Source organism: Streptomyces gelaticus (assembly GCF_014649535.1).
GTDB lineage: Bacteria > Actinomycetota > Actinomycetes > Streptomycetales > Streptomycetaceae > Streptomyces > Streptomyces gelaticus.
Map to the genome: position 1 here is coordinate 214,532 of NZ_BMTF01000006.1, position 16,299 is coordinate 230,830.

A 16,299-nucleotide genomic window follows, 5' to 3' on the forward strand; every position below is an offset into this window, starting at 1 on the left:
TAGGCTTACCTAAGCTAGCATCTCAGTCGCGCAGCGCGGAGAGCAGGCGCTGGAGCGCACCGCCCAGTCCCCACCGCTTCGCGAGGACTTCGAGGGCGGCGGGATCGCGCGGCGCGACGGGCAGCGCGGAGTCGAATTCCGGCAGGGGGACGTCACCGGCGACCCGGACCACCTTCGGCGCGACGGCCACGTAGCCCCGCGCCTCGTCGAGCCGCCTGCGCTGCGACGGCGTCAGCCCAGCCGCCGGGTCGTCGACGGCGGCCATGATCCCGGCCAGATCACCGAAGGCGTCGAGCAGCTTCGCCGCGGTCTTCTCGCCGATGCCGGGGACACCCGGCAGCCCGTCGCTCGGGTCGCCGCGCAGCAGGGCCAGATCGGCGTAGCCGGAGCCGTCCACCCCGTACTTCTCCCGCAGCCACGCCTCGTCCGTCAGCTGGAGCGAGCCGACCCCCTTGAGCGGGTAGAGCACCCGCACCCCGCGCGCGTCGTCGACCAGCTGGTAGAGGTCCCGGTCGCCGGTGACGATGTCCACGGGGCCGGTGGCCAGGCCGGTGAGCGTGCCGATCACGTCGTCGGCCTCGTAGCCCGCGACGCCGACCCGGGCGATGCCGAGCGCGTCGAGCACGTCCTCGATGACCGGAACCTGCGGGGCCAGGGTGTCCGGGGTCTCCTCCTCGTCGGGCAGTCCCTCGGCGGTCTCCACCGCGACCCGGTGCGCCTTGTACGAGGGGATCAGCTCGACCCGCCAGTGGGGCCGCCAGTCCGCGTCCATGCAGGCCACCAGCTCGTCCGGCCGGTGGTCCTGGACCAGGCGCCCGATGAAGTCGAGCAGCCCGCGCACGGCGTTGACGGGCGTACCGTCCGGGGCGCGCACCGAGTCGGGGACCCCGAAGTAGGCGCGGTAGTAGAGGGAAGCGGTGTCAAGAAGCATCAGGCGCGTCACACCCCGATGATGCCGCACGCCACTGACACCGGCCGTCCCGGAGTGCGGGGGCGAATGGCCGCAATCATTCGTTCGCATGTGACCTGGATCACTCTTGCGTTTGGGTTGTGCAAGCGGGGGCAGGCGCGCAGCCGGAGCGGATCACGTACCGGTTTCAACCGGTGTGCGTGCCATGCGGGCCGAATCCGCGCCGCTCCACGGTCTGCCGGAGGGGGTGGCAGACCGTTTTTCGGTTCAACCCGCGAGGTGTATGTGTCAAGGCTGGAAGCTGAACGCTTGTACAAAGTGTTCGGCAGACGACCCGATCAAGCCGTGCAGAAGCTCGAAGGCGGCGCCGACCGCGACGAACTGCGCGCCGACGGAACGACCGCAGCGGTGATCGACGCCTCGTTCACCGTCGAACCGGGACAGATCTTCGTCGTGATGGGTCTGTCCGGGTCCGGGAAGTCCACGTTGCTGCGCATGCTCAACGGACTTCTGGAGCCCACCGCCGGACGCGTCCTCTTCGACGGCCAGGACCTGACCGCCCTGAGCCCCGCCGAACTGCGCCATGTCCGGTCCTCCAAGATCAGCATGGTGTTCCAGCACTTCGCGCTCTTCCCCCACCGCAGTGTGCTGGAGAACGCCGCGTACGGCCTGGAGGTGCAGGGCGTACCGCGTGCCGAGCGCGAGAAGCGCGCCGCCGAGGCACTGGAGCTGACCGGCCTCGCCGGCTGGGAGAAGTCCTGGCCCGACGAGCTGTCCGGCGGCATGCAGCAGCGTGTCGGCCTGGCCCGCGCCCTGGCCACCGACGCCGACCTGCTGCTGATGGATGAGTCCTTCAGCGCGCTCGACCCGCTGATCCGCCGCGACATGCAGGACCAGCTGCTCGAACTGCAGAAGCGGCTGAAGAAGACCATCGTCTTCATCACCCACGACCTCAACGAGGCCATGCGCCTCGGCGACCGCATCGCCGTCATGCGCGACGGGAGGATAGTCCAGCTCGGCACCGCCGAGGACATCCTCGTCACCCCGGCCAACGACTACGTCGCCTCCTTCACCCAGGACGTCGACCGGACCCGGGTGCTGACCGCGGGCGCCATCATGGCCGAGCCGCACACCGTCATGGGCACCAGCACGGACGACGGCAAGGAGCTGCGCACCGCCGCCGACGTGCTCGCGGCCGCCCCGGCCACCGTCACCGAGTCCACGCCGATCATCGAGCTCTTCACGCCCTGCTCGCAGAGCGGTGTCGCGGTCGCCGTGACCGACAGCGAGGGCGAGCTCGTCGGTGTCGTACCGCGCGCCCGGCTGCTCGCCGTCCTCGGCGAGCCGATGACCCCCGCCGAGGCTCCCGAGAACGTCGAGCCCGGCACGGTCGGCACGAAGAAGGTGGCCAGTGTTTAGGCTCCCTCTCGGCGACTGGGTCGACTCCGCCGTCGACTGGCTCCAGACCCATCTGGCCTGGCTGTTCGACGCGATCAGCTCGGTCGTCAGCACCATGTTCGACGGCATCGCCGCCGTGCTCTCCGCCCCCGCCCCGCTGCTCTTCGCGGGCATCGTCGCGGTCATCGCCTGGTGGCTGCGCGGTCTGCTCGCCGGTGTGCTCGCCTTCGTCGGCTTCGCGGTCATCGACTCCGTCGAGCTGTGGGACGAAGCGATGGACACCCTCACCCTGGTGCTCGTCGCCACCATCATCGCGCTGGTGCTGGCCGTACCGCTGGGGATCTGGGCATCCCGCTCCAAGACCGTCAGCGCGGTGACCCGGCCGGTCCTGGACTTCATGCAGACCATGCCCGCCATGGTCTATCTGATCCCCGGCGTCATCTTCTTCGGCGTCGGCGTGGTGCCCGGCATCATCGCCACCATCATCTTCTCGCTGCCCCCGGGCGTCCGGATGACCGAACTCGGCATCCGCCAGGTCGACGGCGAGCTCGTCGAGGCGGCCGAGGCATTCGGCACCACCAAGCGCAACACCCTGCTGCGGGTCCAGCTGCCGCTCGCCCTGCCCACGATCATGGCGGGCATCAACCAGGTCATCATGCTGGGCCTGTCCATGGTGGTCATCGCCGGCATGGTCGGCGGCGGCGGCCTCGGCGGCGCCGTCTACCGCGCCATCGGCAACGTGGACGTCGGTCTCGGCTTCGAGGCGGGCATCTCCATCGTCATCGTGGCGATGTACCTGGACCGGATGACCGGCGCGCTCGGCCGCGAGGTCTCCCCGCTCGCCCGCCGCGCGCTCGCCAGGGCGCAGGCGACGGCCGGCGGCTTCAAGCTCTGGAACCACCGCCCGCAGCCCGTGGTCGCGGTCTCCGGCGTCGTCGTCCTCGCGCTCGTCGCGGGCGCCCTGGGCGTCTTCGGCTCCTCCGGCACGGACAAGACCGAGAGCACCGCCGACGGTTCCGCCATCGGCGCGGGCAAGAAGATCAGCATGGGCTACATCCCGTGGGACGAGGGCATCGCCTCCACCTTCCTCTGGAAGGAGATGCTGGAGAGGCGCGGCTTCGAGGTCGACGTCAAGCAGTACGAGGCCGGCGCGCTCTACACCGGTATGGCCAACGGCCAGATCGACTTCGAGACCGACTCCTGGCTCCCGGTCACCCACGCCCAGTACTGGGAGAAGTACCAGGACCGCCTGGAGGACATGGGCTCCTGGTACGGCCCCACGTCCCTGGAGCTGGCCGTCCCCTCGTACCTGAAGGACGTCCAGTCGCTGGACGATCTCAAGGGCAAGGGCGCGCAGTTCAAGGGCCGGATCGTCGGCATCGAGCCGAGCGCCGGCGAGATGGGCCTGCTCAAGGACAAGATCCTGCCGGGCTACGGCCTGGACAAGGAGTACAAGGTCGTCGACGGCTCCACGCCGTCGATGCTGGCCGAGCTGAAGCGCGCGTACGCCAAGAAGGAACCGATCGTCGTTCCGCTCTGGTCGCCGCACTGGGCGTACAACCAGTTCGAGCTCACCAAGCTCAAGGACCCCAAGAACCTCTGGGGCAAGGGCGACGGCATCCACACCCTGGCCCGCAAGGGCTTCTCCGCCGACAACCCCGAGGTCGGCAGCTGGCTCAAGAACTTCAAGATGAGCGAGGACCAGCTCACCAGCCTCGAGGCGGAGATCCAGAAGGCCGGCTCCGGCAAGGAGCAGGAGGCGGTCCGCACCTGGCTGAAGGCCAACCCGGGCGTCGCCGACAAGTGGACCCCGGTCGCCGGGGCCGGCGCGGCCAAGGGCGCGAACGGCAAGGACGAGCGCGACCGCGCCGTCGAGATGGCCTGGTTCCCCTGGGAGGAGGACATCGCCGCCACGTACCTGTGGAAGGCCGTCCTGGAGGAGCGCGGCTACAAGGTCAACCTCAAGCAGTTCGAGGTCGGCCCGATGTACGCCGCGATGTCGCGCGGCCAGATCGACGTGCAGTTCGACGGCTGGCTGCCGTACACCCAGAAGAACTACTGGGAGAAGTACGGCTCGCAGCTGAGCGACCTCGGATCGTGGTACGGCCCGACGTCCATCGAGGTCGCGGTGCCCTCCTACGTGAAGGACGTCAAGTCCCTCGCCGACCTCAAGGGCAAGGCCGCGCAGTTCAAGGGCCGGATCGTCGGCATCGAGCCAGGCACCGCCACGATGGAGAACCTCAAGAAGAACGTCCTGCCGGCCTACGGCCTGGACAAGGAGTACAAGGTCGTCGACTCCTCGACGCCCGGCATGCTGGCCGAGCTGAAGCGCGCGTACGCCAAGAAGGAGCCGATCGCGGTGCTGCTCTGGACCCCGCACTGGGCGTACAGCGAGTACGGCATGACCAAGCTGGCGGACCCCGAGAAGGCCTTCGGTGACGGCGACCGGCTGCACACCATCGCGTCCAAGGAATTCCCGGAGAACTACCCGCAGCTGACGAAGTGGTTCAAGGACTTCAAGCTGAGCGAGGACCAGCTCGCCGGCCTGGAGAACCAGATCCAGAAGCACGGCGCGGGGCACGAGGAAGAGGCCGTGAAGGCCTGGATGGAGAAGAACCCGGGCATCGTGGACAAGATGGCCCCGCAGTAGGACTCCCGCACGGACCGAAGCAACGGAAACGGCGGGCCCGCCGACGGCGGGCCCGCCCTTTCCGGGTCTCCGGACGTTCACCATCCGGCCGACCTTGCGCAACCGTATGCGTAAGGTGCTGGCAGCCGGAAGGATGACGAGTCGGGAGGGAGCCGGACATGGACGAGAAGGAAGCACTCCGCGTGGGCGCCGCGGTCCGCCGAAGGCGCAGAACCCTGGGACTCACCCTGGCCGCCGTCGCCGACCGCAGTGGTCTGTCCGTACCGTTCCTCAGCCAGATCGAGAACGAGCGGGCCAGACCCAGTGCCCGGTCCCTGGACCGGGTCGCCGAAGCACTGGAGACCACCACGGCACGGCTGCGCGCCGCCGCGGACTCCGCGCGCGCCGTCGACGTGGTGCGGGCGGGCGAGGGCGACGGGGTGCGCAGGGTGGTGCGCGGACGCCATCAGCTCAGCGCCCTGGAGTTCACCGGGGAGCTCGACCTCGGGCGCGAGTTCCAGCACCGCAACGACGAGGTGATGTACGTGGTGCAGGGCGCCGCGGAGGTGGAGGCCGAGGGGCAGGCGTACCGGCTGGAGCAGGGCGACACCCTCTTCCTGTCCGGCGGGGTGCGGCACCGCTGGCGGGCCACCGTGCCCGGCACTCGGCTGCTGGTCGTCGCGGTCGCCGAGCACATCGACGCCACCTACGACTCGCGCCGCTGAGCGGGGGCCGTCATGCGCGTCGTCTCCCTGGTGCCCTCGCTCACCGAGGCCGTCGCGGCCACCGCGCCCGGACTCCTGGCCGGGGTCACCGACTGGTGCACCCACCCGGCCGGCCTGGCCGCCGCGCGGATCGGCGGGACCAAGAATCCCGACGTGGCCGCGGTTCTCGCGCTCCGGCCCGATCTTGTCGTCGCCAACGAGGAGGAGAACCGCGGGGCCGACCTCGCGGCGCTCCGGGCCGCCGGCGCCGAGGTGCTGGTCACCGAGGTCCGCACCCTCGACCAGGCCTTCGCGGAGCTCGAACGCGTCCTGGCCGCCTGCGGCCGGTCCAGGCCGGGCTGGCTGGGCGAGGCCGAGGCGGCCTGGGCGGCACTCCCGCCGCCCCGCGCCCCGCGCCGTGCGGTGGTGCCCGTCTGGCGCAGGCCCTGGATGGTCCTGGGCCGCGACACCTTCGCCGGGGACCTGCTCGCCAGGCTCGGCGTCGAGAACGTCTACGCGGACCACGCCGAGCGCTATCCGCGTATCCCGCTCGACGTACTCAACACGGCGGGCGCCGACCTGGTGGTGCTGCCCGACGAGCCGTACCGCTTCACCGCGGACGACGGTCCCGAGGCCTTCCCCGCACTGCCCGCCGCGCTCGTCGACGGGCGGTACCTCACGTGGTACGGACCGTCACTGGTGCGGGCGCCTGCGGTGCTGCGAGCAGCGCTCCGCTGAACAGCCCGCGCAGCGTCCGTACTCCGGCCACCGCCCAGGCCGCCACCAGCAGCACGTACAGTGCGACGGCCAGCCAGGTGAACGCCGTGAGACCGGTGTGCCGGGCCAGACCCGCGGCGCCCGTGACACACGTACCGACCGGGAAGGTGAAGCCCCACCAGGTCATGGCGAAGGTCATGCCGTTCCGCGCGGCGCGCACAACCAGTGCGACGGCCAGTGCCAGCCACAGCAGCGCGAAGCCCATCACCGGCACCCCGTACAGCACGGCGAACACCCCGAACCCCGAGGCGTACGGTTCCCCGATCGCGCCCGGCGCCACATCCGCGAGCTGATTGACCGCGGTCGTCGACTGCCCCAGCGGGCCGAGGACCAGGAACAGGGTGGGCGTCAGCGCGAGCGGCAGCGGCCCCTGGTGGACGAGCCGGGCGAAGACCAACGGCAGCATCACCAGCGTGGCCAGCAGGCTCAGGCCGAACATCGCATAGCAGGCCAGCAGCATCGCCTCCCGCCACTGGCCGGCCGGCAGCTCCGGCACCAGCAGCGGACCGAGAGCCGCGGAGACCATCGGGGCGACCACCGGCAGCAGCCACACCGGCGACGCGGTGCCGGGGTCGATCCGGTGGCGTACGACCATCAGATACGGGATCGCGACCGCGGCGGCCAGCCCGATCAGCGTGCCCGCCGTGTACAGCACCACGTCCACGGCGAGCGCGGCCGGGTGCCCGATGACATCCCGGCCGACCACCATCGTCGAGCCGCCGACGGCCAGCAGGGCCATCGACAGACAGCCGTAGAACGGGGCCACGGCCGGGTCGAGGAGATGGCTGCGGGCCTGGTCGCGATGGGCGAGCCAGTGCCCGGTGCGGGCCACCAGCACCGCGACGAGCGCCGCCGCGGCCAGTGCCCACACCACCGTGCACGCCGCCCGTAGCCCGGGGACGTGCACGGGCAGCGCGACACCTCCGCTCGCGACGATCGAGGTGCCCATGACGGCGGCGTACCAATTGGGACCGAGGTACCGCAGGGAAGGCAGCCGTTCGGCGGCAGGGAGCGGGACCGGGGACTGCTGGGTCTGCGGAAAGATGGCCATGCCACGATTTTCTCGGCGGGGGCCGGGCCCCACCAGGGAGTTCGCATCTATGAGGTCATAAGGTGGTTTTATGACCGGCGAAGCACATGTCCCTCTCTCCCACCGGGTCCCCGATCTCGGAGCGCTGGAGCTCCTGCTCGCCGTCGCCCGGCACGGCAGCCTGGGACGCGCGGCCCGGGAGACCGGCGTCACCCAGCCCGCCGCCAGCAGCCGTATCCGCTCCATGGAACGGCAGCTCGGAGTGGCCCTGCTGGACCGCTCGCCGCGCGGCTCCCGGCTCACCGACGCGGGCGCGCTGGTCACCGACTGGGCGCGCAGGATCGTCGAGGCCGCAGAGGCGTTCGACGCGGGCACACAGGCGCTGCGCGACCGGCGGGACTCCAGGCTGCGGGTCGCCGCCTCCATGACCATCGCCGAGTACCTGCTGCCCGGCTGGCTGATAGCACTGCGCGCCGAGCGGCCGGACACTGCGGTCTCGCTGCTCGCCGGGAACTCGGCGGCGGTCGCCGGCCGGCTGCTGGCCGGTGAGGCCGACCTCGGGTTCGTGGAGGGCCTGTCCGTGCCGGAAGGGCTCGACGGGACGGTCATCGCCCATGACCGCCTCGTCGTCGTGGCCGCCCCCTCCCACGCCTGGGCCCGCCGTCTCACGCCCCTGACGCCGCAGGAACTGGCCGCGGCCCCGCTGATCCTGCGCGAACACGGCTCCGGCACCCGCCAGGTCCTGGACGCCGCCCTCGCCGTGCACGGCGGTCTCGCCCAGCCGCTGCTCGAACTCTCCTCCACGACCGCGGTGAAGGGAGCTGCGGAGAGCGGCGCCGGACCGTGCGTGCTGAGCGAACTGGCGCTCGGTGAGGAGCTGTCCTCGCGGCGCCTGGTCAAGGTCCCGGTCGCCGGAGTACGCCTGCGGCGCCAGCTCCGTGCGGTCTGGCCCTCCGGCCACCGCCCGACGGGGCCGGCCCGCGATCTGCTGTCACTGACCGCGCGGGACGGCCAGGCGCGTTCCTGAGGTCCCGGCGGCGCCGCACGCCCGGCAAAACCGGCGGGCGCCGTTGGACCCAATGCGCGCGGCGGCGCTCCGCCGGCTGCGCGGGAGACCCGGCCCCGGCGCTCCCTGAGGGAGCCTCACGGACACAAGCCGCCCAATGGTCTTTGCGTCCGCCAGGGGGGCGGCGCGCCCCCGGCTCAGGTCAGGAAGCCGCGCAGCAGCGCGGCCGTACCGGCGCAGTGCTCGCGCATCACCGCGCGCGCGGCCTCGCCGTCCCCGTCGAGGACCGCCTCGACGAGGCTGGTGTGCTGGTGCTGCGAATGCTCCAGGTTCCGCACGAGCAGCGGTATGCAGTCCAGCAGGTCGTTCAGGGTGGCCCGGACGGCTGCGTACTGCGTGGTGAGCGAGGCGGATCCGGAGAGTTCGGCCAGGGTCAGATGGAACAGGGTGTCGCGCCTGCGGTAGTCCTGGAGCGGAGCCTCGTGGGTCGCCGCCAGGGCCGCGCGCAGCCGGTCCGCGCCCTCGCCGTCGAGCCCCTGCGCGGCGCACAGCTCGGCCGCACCCGCCTCCAGCACCTCGCGGAAGCGCAGCACGTCCTCGATGTCGACGGACGCCACCCTGCGACGCAGCTCGTCCTCGCCGGGGCTGCCGGTACGCAGCCGCACGAACGTGCCGCCGTACCGGCCGCGCCTGCTCTCCACCAGCCCCTGGTCCTGCAGTACTTTCAGCACCTCGCGGAGGGTGACCCGGCTTATCCCCAGCAGTTCCGAGAGGTCGCGCTCGGCCGGCAGCCGCCCGCCGCCCGGCACCAGCCCGAGTCTGATCACCTGGAGGATCTGCTCCAGCGCCTCCTCGAAGCCGTTCCCCGCCCGGACCGGCCGCAGCACGGGCATCAGGCGGTCGATGAACTCGCTTTCCCCGGCCACGTCCCGTTCCCCCTAACCCGGTCACCGGTCGACCAGCAATGGCCGACGTCCACACCATAGGTCTTCCGGCCGGCCGGGTACGGAGCAGCCCCCGCACCCCTGTGCGGACGATCCGGACAGACCGTCAATCGCCGGGTCCGGGCCGGTGGCCGAACCCTGGAGTGGGGGGAACGACCAACGCGACGGCGCCCGGCTGGTACCCGGACGCCGCGGCACCGGGCACCGATCGGTGGTGGGACGGCACGGCGTGGACCGCGCGCACCCGCCCGGCCACCCCGGCACCCCAGGGCTTCGGCCCGCCCGAGCCGGTCGCCGCCGAATCCGGCAGCGGCGCCACCACCGGCGGGGGCGGCACCCGGATCGTCGCGCTCACCGTGGCCGGCCTGATCGTCGTCGGCGCCGCGTCACCGGAGCCGTCCTGCTGGGCGGTGACGACAACGGCGCGCGGCCCGAGGCCGAAGAGAGCAGCTCCGCACCGCCGGCCACCACCGCGACGGCCACCCCGTCGCCCGGCGACGACACCATCACCAAGGGGATCCGGTCGATCGGAGACAGCGCGACGAGCGGTGGCGCGGGCAGTTCGATCGCGTCTTGACCGGGCCGCCGCGCTCAGAGGAACGTACGGCCCTCGCCCCGGTACGTCGGCACGGTCGCCGTCACCCGGTCACCCTCGATCAAGTGCAACTCCTCGAAGCGCTCGCACAGTTCACCGGCCTTCGCGTGCCGGAACCACACCTTGTCGCCGATCAGCAGATCGTCCGCCGGGGAACCGAGCAGCGGGGTCTGCACCTCGCCCGGCCCCTCCTGCGGGTCGTAGCGCAGTCCCTGAGGCAGATACGGGACGGGCAGCCGGTCCGGGCCCGCGGGGCCGGACGCCGGATAGCCGCCACCGAGGACCGTCACCACCCCCACACCGGGCCGGCGCACCACGGGCTGGGCGAACAGCGCCGCCGGACGGGCCGTGAACGACGTGTAGTTGTCGAACAGTCTCGGTACGTAGAGCCCCGACCCGGCCGCGATCTCGGTCACCGCACGCTCGGCCGCCGTGTGCTGCACACTGCCCGTGCCGCCGCCGTTCACGAACTCCAGGTCCGGCGCCACCGCCCGTACCGCGCGCACCACCTCGGCCCGGCGGACGGCCAGCTCCCGGCGGGCCGCGGCCTGCATCAGCCGGACCGCCCGGGAGCGCAGCGGTCGGCCCGCGACCGCGTCCCCAACCCCGGCGACATGACCCTCGTACGCCATCAGGCCCACCAGCCGGAAACCCGGCCGCCGCGCCACCGAGCGTGCCAGCTCCGCCAGTTGGGCGGGGGAGCGCAGCGGGGAGCGCAGGGCGCCGACCCGGACCCGGCCGCCGAGCAGCCGGAGCGAGGTGTCCAGCTCCAGGCAGACCCGGATCTCCTCACGGCCACCGGCCCGCGCCGCGTCGATCAGCTCCAGTTGGGCATGGTCGTCGACCAACACCGTCACCGCGGCGGCCGGCTTCGGATCGCCGGCCAGCTCCGCGAGGGCCGCCCGGTCGGTCGTCGGATAGGCCAGCAGCACGTCGTCGAACCCGGCCCGCGCCAGCCACAGCGACTCCGCCAGCGTGAACGACATGATCCCGGCGAAGCCGGGCCGCGCGAGCACCCGCTCCAGCAGGGCCCGGCAGCGCACCGACTTGCTCGCCACCCGGACCGGCTTACCGGCCGCGCGGCGGACGAGATCGTCGGCATTGGCGTCGAAGGCGTCGAGATCGACGATGGCGATCGGGGCGTCCAGATGGGCAGTGGCCCGGTTGTAACGGGTCCGGTCAGCGGCACGGGCAGTCATGGCCGCAGCTTGCCAGACGTCCGTACCGCTGGGTAGGGGGATGATCTGCGCAGATCGTCCGGGGCGGGACGGCTGGCTCCCGCCGGGGGCGTCCCACCCCGTAGAGTGACGGGACGCGGCAACCAACGGGCCTGCCTGTGACGTCGATCCGCGCACGGTACGGAATGGGACCAGGGGGGCGGATGAGTACCGAGGCGCAGCGCGCTCCCGTCCCGCCCCGCCCCACGACCCCGCCACCGGCGCCCCCGGCACAGGACCCGGCGACGCCCTTTGCAGGCGCACCCCTTCCACAACGCCCGGCCACACCACCGCCCACGGCTCCCGCCCCGCCCGTGGAGACCACGGCCCGGCTCCGGCCCGTGCCCCCGCCCTCCGACGCGCCTGCCGCAGCTCCGACTCCCGCCACTGCGCCCCCCATCGCCCCGCCGCGCCCCGAGCAGCCACCCGCTGCCACCCGTCGGCGTCCCGTCGGCGCCGTGGATCTCACCCCGCGCCCCGGAGCGACCCCGCCCCCGGCCGGACGGGCCCACGTCCCGCACCCCTACCAGCTGTCGCAGCCGTACCGCGGGCCCCGCCCCGAGACGCCCGCCGAGACCACGACCCGGCTGCGCCCGATCCGTACCCGTCACCCCGCCAGGACCGCGGCCGCCGCGGCCTGCGTCGTGCTCGGGCTCGGACTGATCGGCGGCGCGGCCACCGGCGCCTGGCTCACCAGCGACTCCTCGGCCGACGCCGCCGCTCACAGCGCCTACACCGTGGGCCGCTCCGCCTGGCACAGCGTCCCCGTGGACACCCTCTTCCCGCGCACGCTGACCGGTGACGGAGCGGGCCCCGGCGGCGCCGACCGGATCTGGACACGGATCGCCGTGGCCCCGGACGGCGGCTGCCGGGCGGCCCTGGACCCGCTGCTGGCCAGGGCACTCGGCCCGGTCGGCTGCGAGCGCCTGCTCCGCGCCACCTACACCGACGCCACCCGCAGCAGCGTCACCACGGTCGGGGTGATCTTCACCGAGGGCGACGCGGCGGCGATGAAGGCGCTGAGCGCCCGCTTCGCCGACCAGCTCCTCGGCGGGCGCACCGATCTGATGCCCCGCACCTATCCCGTCAAGGGCACGGCCGCCGCCGGATTCGGCGACCGGCAGCGCGCCAGCTGGACGGTCCACGTACTGACCGAGGTGCCCGTCGTCGTGTTCGCCGTGTCCGGCTTCGCCGACGGGCGCGCCGTCACCGACCCGCAGCCCGCCGACAAGGCCATGGCCGCGAACGCCACGACGGCCGCCGCCCAGGCCGGGCTCGGCCACGAGGCCGAGGGCATCGCCGACCGGATCGAGCGCGGCCTGCGCCGGACCGTCACCGACCTCACGGAGAAGCCGGAATGAGCCGCCGCCACCGCGCCCTGGGCGCGGTCTGCGCCGCCACCGCGTTCGCGCTCCTGCCCGCGCTGCCCGCCAGGGCCGATGCCATCCGGGACCAGCAGTGGGGCCTCCAGGCGCTCCACACCGACAAGGCGTGGCAGACCACGAAGGGCCGCGGGATCACCGTCGCCGTCGTCGACACCGGAGTCGACGGCAGCCTCCCCGACCTGGCCGGCCAGGTGCTCCCCGGCAAGGACATGATCGGTTTCGGCGCCCGCCGCGGCGACCGCTCCTGGGCCCGGCACGGCACCGCCATGGCGGGCATCATCGCCGGCCACGGCCATGGAGCGGGGCGCGACGACGGAGTGCTCGGCATCGCGCCCGAGGCGAAGATCCTCCCGGTCCGGGTCATCCTCGAAGCCTCCGACCCGGCCCGCGCCAAGGCCCGCGCGTCACGCGGCACGGCCCTCGCCGACGGCATCCGCTGGGCCGCCGACCACGGCGCCGACGTCATCAACCTCTCCCTCGGCGACGACAGCAAGTCCGCACACCCCGAGCCGGGCGAGGATGCCGCCATCCAGTACGCGCTGAAGAAGGGCGCCGTGGTCGTCGCCTCCGCCGGCAACGGGGGCGAGAAGGGCGACCACATTTCGTACCCCGCCGCCTACCCCGGCGTGATCGCGGTCACCGCCGTCGACCGGTACGGCACCCACGCGGCGTTCTCGACCCGCCGCTGGTACGCCACCGTCAGCGCCCCCGGGGTCGACATCGTCGTCGCCGCACCCGACCACCAGTACTACGTGGAGTGGGGCACCTCCGCCGCCTCCGCGTTCGTCTCGGGCGCGGTCGCGCTGGTCCGCGCCGCGCACCCGGGACTGACCCCCGTCCAGATCAAGCAACTCCTCACGGAGACCGCTCGCAGCGCCCCGGCGTCCGGCCGCGACGATGCCCGGGGGTACGGAATCGTCGACCCCGCCGCGGCGATCGAGGCCGGAGCCGCGCCGAGCCGAGCCGGTCTGAGCGCCGAATCCGCCGAGACCGGCTACCGGAAGCGGTACTTCGGCACCGGCCCGGCTCCCGAGCGCCACGAAAGCAGCCCCGCGGGCTGGCTCGCCGTCGGCGCGGGCGGCCTCGGAGCGGTGCTGCTGGCCCTGGCCGTGGTGCTCTGGCGCGACAGGGGCCGAGGCCCGGCCGCCGTACGGGGCTGAACGGGCCCGGACCGCGCCGGCCTGACGAGGCCCGGACCACCTCTCCGCACTCCCGGCGCCCCGCGTCCGCGCCGCGCGGTGGTGCCCGCCGCGCCCGCTCACCGTGCGGTGCCGAGCACTCCCACCGCGACCTTCGCCACCGCCTCGACCAGCGCGGTCCCCGACACTCCTCGTCGCTCCTCGTCGCCGGGGCCGACGATACGGACCCGGTCGCGGGGCCGGCCCGATGCCGACCTGTCGGCGGGGCGGGAAAGCCCAGGCACTACGCTCGCCCTGTGGCGCAGAAGAACATTCCGGACCCCGGATACTCCGACGACGACGGCACGGCCGACCCGGCACTGACCGAGGCGCTGGCCGCCTGGGCCGAGGACCGCGAGGCCGTCGGCCCGGTACTCGAAGCCCTCAAGGGCACCAGGCTCCTGGTCCCGGTCGTCGCCGTGCTCGGGGAGGTGGAGGAGGACGACGGGGCGAGCCGCGAAGCGTCCGGCAAGGGCGGCGGTGGGAGACGGGGGAGCGGACTGCGTCGCGAGAAGACCAGCGACATGGCGGTTCCCACCCTCCAGGCAGGGGACCGCCGAGCCCTGCCCGCCTTCACCTCGACCGAATCACTGGCCCGCTGGGACCCGCAGGCCCGCCCCGTCGCCGTACCCCTGCACCAGGCGCTGCAGGCCGCCGCGCACGAGAAGGCGGACACGGTCGTCCTCGATCTCGCAGGGCCGGTCGCCTTCGAGCTGACCGGCCCCGCACTGCTCGCCCTCGCCGAGGGCCGCACCAGCGCCGACCCGCTGGACGACCCGGCCGTCACCTCGGCGGTGCGGAACGCGGTCGCCGCCGAGCCGGCCGTGCTCCGGGCCCACCTCGGCCCCGGCCGGGCCGACGGCACCCTCGCCCTCGTCCTCGCCCCCGGCGCGGACCCCGCCGAAGCGGCCCGCCGGGTCGCGGAACTGCTGGCGGCCGACGAGGTCCTGCGCGCCCGCCTGGTGCGCGGACTGGACCTGGCGCTGCTGCCGGCCGACGCCGCCGCGCCGGGCGAGCCCCTGTTCACCCGCTGAGCGCGGTACTACGCGGTGAGCCCCCTGCCCGGACCGGGCAGGGGGCTCACTCGTGGGGACGGGGAGGCGCTCAGCCGAAGACCGGGCCGGTGTACTTCTCGCCGGGGCCCTGACCGGGCTCGTCCGGCACCAGCGAGGCCTCGCGGAAGGCGAGCTGCAGCGACTTCAGGCCGTCCCGCAGCGGGGCCGCGTGGAAGGAGCTGATCTCGGTGGCGCTGGCGTCCAGCAGGCCGGCCAGTGCATGGACCAGCTTGCGGGCCTCGTCGAGGTCCTTGTGGTCGTCGCCGTCCTCGGTCAGCCCGAGCTTCACGGCGGCGGCGCTCATCAGATTGACCGCGACCGTCACGATCACCTCGACCGCGGGCACCTCCGCGATGTCGCGGGCCATGTCGTCGAAGCCGGGGGAATCACTGGTGGGGGTCGCGTCACTCATGCGCCATACGATAGGCCCACGCCGGAGCCTTCCCGCGCGCGGGAACGGTCACGGACGGCGAGGAGACAGCGGGTTAGCGCACGCCCGGGGGAGCTGCTAGCCTTGTGTAACGACCGGCTGGGCAGCTATGTGCCTGGCCCACAAGTGGAGGCTCCGATCTCCCACCTGGCCGTCCTTCAGGGCGGCGGGTCATCCGGTCAGGCGGTGACCATCGTTCCGTACGGACGATGGGACCGCCCGATGCGCCCCGCGGTTGACCGCGGTGGTTCCGGTTGTTCCAGGAGCCCCGCCTGTGTCCCGTCCGGGGCATTTTTCTTGCGCTGGTGCGGTTGGTCTCACGAAACAGACGTTACGTGGCTGTCCGCCAGGCGGCCGCGTGGTGCTACCGAGGAGGATCCATCAGCGCCGAGCCCCGCATCAACGACCGGATTCGCGTTCCCGAGGTGCGACTTGTCGGTCCCAGCGGCGAGCAGGTCGGGATTGTTCCGCTTGCCAAGGCCCTGGAACTCGCACAGGAGTACGACCTCGACCTGGTCGAGGTGGCGGCGACCGCCCGTCCGCCCGTGTGCAAGCTCATGGACTACGGGAAGTTCAAGTACGAGTCGGCCATGAAGGCCCGTGAGGCGCGCAAGAACCAGGCGCACACGGTCATCAAGGAGATGAAGCTCCGGCCGAAGATCGACCCGCACGACTATGACACCAAGAAGGGTCATGTCGTCCGGTTCCTCAAGCAGGGCGACAAGGTCAAGATCACGATCATGTTCCGTGGTCGTGAGCAGTCCCGCCCTGAGCTGGGCTTCCGACTGCTCCAGCGTCTGGCTTCGGACGTGGAGGAACTCGGCTTCATCGAGTCCAACCCGAAGCAGGACGGCCGGAACATGATCATGGTTCTGGGCCCGCACAAGAAGAAGACCGAAGCCATGGCCGAGGCCCGCGAGGCCCAGGCCGCCCGCAAGGCGGGGCGTCAGGGTTCCACCCCCGACGCCGAGGCTGCGCAGGCCCAGCCCGAGGCTCCGGCCGAGACACCTTCCGAGGCGTGACCTCAAGGGGCCGCCATCC

Annotated in this window: 15 protein-coding genes and 1 pseudogene; 10 read left to right on the top strand and 6 right to left on the bottom strand. The window is 72.6% G+C overall.

The annotated features are described in order from the left end of the window. Positions 1-22: 22 nt before the first annotated feature. Positions 23-931, bottom strand: a complete 909-nt coding sequence (locus tag IE107_RS11535) for a 5'-3' exonuclease (RefSeq protein WP_189543781.1) — start codon at positions 929-931, stop codon at positions 23-25. Positions 932-1,255: 324 nt separating this feature from the next. On the opposite strand from IE107_RS11535, the gene IE107_RS11540 reads away from it, so the two are divergent. The 4 genes from IE107_RS11540 to IE107_RS11555 all read left to right on the top strand — a co-directional run bounded on the left by IE107_RS11540 (position 1,256) and on the right by IE107_RS11555 (position 6,379). Then, positions 1,256-2,329 carry a quaternary amine ABC transporter ATP-binding protein gene (locus IE107_RS11540; protein WP_189543632.1) on the top strand — a complete coding sequence of 358 codons (1,074 nt, stop codon included), beginning with the start codon at positions 1,256-1,258 and terminating at the stop codon, positions 2,327-2,329. Continuing rightward, positions 2,322-4,958: an ABC transporter permease/substrate binding protein gene (locus tag IE107_RS11545; RefSeq protein ID WP_189543633.1), complete on the top strand. Its 2,637-nt coding sequence runs from the start codon at positions 2,322-2,324 to the stop codon at positions 4,956-4,958. Before IE107_RS11540 ends, IE107_RS11545 begins: the two co-directional genes overlap by 8 nt. A 158-nt stretch (positions 4,959-5,116) precedes the next feature. Beyond that, positions 5,117-5,662: a helix-turn-helix domain-containing protein gene (locus IE107_RS11550; protein ID WP_189543634.1), complete on the top strand. Its 546-nt coding sequence runs from the start codon at positions 5,117-5,119 to the stop codon at positions 5,660-5,662. Between the two features lie 12 nt (positions 5,663-5,674). Then, on the top strand, positions 5,675-6,379 hold the full coding sequence (locus IE107_RS11555; protein WP_189543635.1) for a helical backbone metal receptor: 705 nt from the start codon (positions 5,675-5,677) through the stop codon (positions 6,377-6,379). Here the strand turns inward: IE107_RS11555 and IE107_RS11560 are convergent. After that, the gene (locus IE107_RS11560; RefSeq protein WP_189543636.1) at positions 6,318-7,469 is read right to left on the bottom strand and encodes a TDT family transporter; all 1,152 of its coding nucleotides are present in this window, start codon (positions 7,467-7,469) and stop codon (positions 6,318-6,320) included. The two genes, IE107_RS11555 and IE107_RS11560, sit on opposite strands and share 62 nt — an antisense overlap. 70 nt (positions 7,470-7,539) lie before the next feature. Between IE107_RS11560 and IE107_RS11565 the strand changes: the two genes are divergently transcribed. Further along, entirely contained in the window at positions 7,540-8,475 is a 936-nt protein-coding gene (locus IE107_RS11565; RefSeq protein ID WP_189543637.1) for a LysR family transcriptional regulator, read from the top strand. A gap of 176 nt (positions 8,476-8,651) precedes the next feature. On the opposite strand, the gene IE107_RS11570 is transcribed toward IE107_RS11565, so the two are convergent. Next, positions 8,652-9,347: a FadR/GntR family transcriptional regulator gene (locus IE107_RS11570; protein WP_189543782.1), complete on the bottom strand. Its 696-nt coding sequence runs from the start codon at positions 9,345-9,347 to the stop codon at positions 8,652-8,654. 71 nt (positions 9,348-9,418) lie between these two features. Here IE107_RS11570 and IE107_RS34810 point away from each other — a divergent pair. After that, positions 9,419-9,622, top strand: a pseudogene (locus tag IE107_RS34810) (hypothetical protein); the annotation flags it as partial. Between the two features lie 367 nt (positions 9,623-9,989). On the opposite strand, the gene IE107_RS11580 reads toward IE107_RS34810, so the two are convergent. Further along, positions 9,990-11,192, bottom strand: a complete 1,203-nt coding sequence (locus IE107_RS11580) for an amino acid deaminase/aldolase (protein ID WP_189543638.1) — start codon at positions 11,190-11,192, stop codon at positions 9,990-9,992. 476 nt (positions 11,193-11,668) lie between these two features. On the opposite strand from IE107_RS11580, the gene IE107_RS11585 reads away from it, so the two are divergent. Next, positions 11,669-12,571: a hypothetical protein gene (locus IE107_RS11585; RefSeq protein ID WP_268246584.1), complete on the top strand. Its 903-nt coding sequence runs from the start codon at positions 11,669-11,671 to the stop codon at positions 12,569-12,571. After that, the gene (gene mycP, locus IE107_RS11590) at positions 12,568-13,755 is read left to right on the top strand and encodes a type VII secretion-associated serine protease mycosin (protein ID WP_189543639.1); all 1,188 of its coding nucleotides are present in this window, start codon (positions 12,568-12,570) and stop codon (positions 13,753-13,755) included. The genes IE107_RS11585 and mycP overlap by 4 nt, the downstream gene beginning before the upstream one ends. 98 nt (positions 13,756-13,853) lie before the next feature. Here the strand turns inward: mycP and IE107_RS11595 are convergent, their stop codons facing one another. After that, a complete protein-coding gene (locus IE107_RS11595; RefSeq protein WP_189543640.1) occupies positions 13,854-14,018 on the bottom strand; it encodes a hypothetical protein in 165 nt (54 codons plus the stop codon). 12 nt (positions 14,019-14,030) lie between these two features. Between IE107_RS11595 and IE107_RS11600 the strand changes: the two genes are divergently transcribed. Next, a complete protein-coding gene (locus IE107_RS11600) occupies positions 14,031-14,807 on the top strand; it encodes an SseB family protein (protein ID WP_189543641.1) in 777 nt (258 codons plus the stop codon). Positions 14,808-14,877: 70 nt separating this feature from the next. On the opposite strand, the gene IE107_RS11605 is transcribed toward IE107_RS11600, so the two are convergent. Beyond that, positions 14,878-15,240, bottom strand: a complete 363-nt coding sequence (locus tag IE107_RS11605) for a DUF1844 domain-containing protein (RefSeq protein ID WP_189543642.1) — start codon at positions 15,238-15,240, stop codon at positions 14,878-14,880. Between the two features lie 353 nt (positions 15,241-15,593). Between IE107_RS11605 and infC the strand changes: the two genes are divergently transcribed. Next, the gene (gene infC, locus IE107_RS11610) at positions 15,594-16,280 is read left to right on the top strand and encodes a translation initiation factor IF-3 (protein WP_229866850.1); all 687 of its coding nucleotides are present in this window, start codon (positions 15,594-15,596) and stop codon (positions 16,278-16,280) included. Positions 16,281-16,299 lie beyond the last annotated feature (19 nt).

What these genes read in the sequence shown, in the direction of transcription:
- IE107_RS11535 (WP_189543781.1), bottom strand. Translation starts at nt 931, where the DNA reads ATGCTTCTTGACACCGCTTCCCTCTACTACCGCGCCTACTTCGGGGTC.
- IE107_RS11550 (WP_189543634.1), top strand. Translation starts at nt 5,117, where the DNA reads ATGGACGAGAAGGAAGCACTCCGCGTGGGCGCCGCGGTCCGCCGAAGG.
- IE107_RS11555 (WP_189543635.1), top strand. Translation starts at nt 5,675, where the DNA reads ATGCGCGTCGTCTCCCTGGTGCCCTCGCTCACCGAGGCCGTCGCGGCC.
- IE107_RS11560 (WP_189543636.1), bottom strand. Translation starts at nt 7,469, where the DNA reads ATGGCCATCTTTCCGCAGACCCAGCAGTCCCCGGTCCCGCTCCCTGCC.
- IE107_RS11565 (WP_189543637.1), top strand. Translation starts at nt 7,540, where the DNA reads ATGACCGGCGAAGCACATGTCCCTCTCTCCCACCGGGTCCCCGATCTC.
- IE107_RS11570 (WP_189543782.1), bottom strand. Translation starts at nt 9,347, where the DNA reads ATGCCCGTGCTGCGGCCGGTCCGGGCGGGGAACGGCTTCGAGGAGGCG.
- IE107_RS11580 (WP_189543638.1), bottom strand. Translation starts at nt 11,192, where the DNA reads ATGACTGCCCGTGCCGCTGACCGGACCCGTTACAACCGGGCCACTGCC.
- mycP (WP_189543639.1), top strand. Translation starts at nt 12,568, where the DNA reads ATGAGCCGCCGCCACCGCGCCCTGGGCGCGGTCTGCGCCGCCACCGCG.
- IE107_RS11605 (WP_189543642.1), bottom strand. Translation starts at nt 15,240, where the DNA reads ATGAGTGACGCGACCCCCACCAGTGATTCCCCCGGCTTCGACGACATG.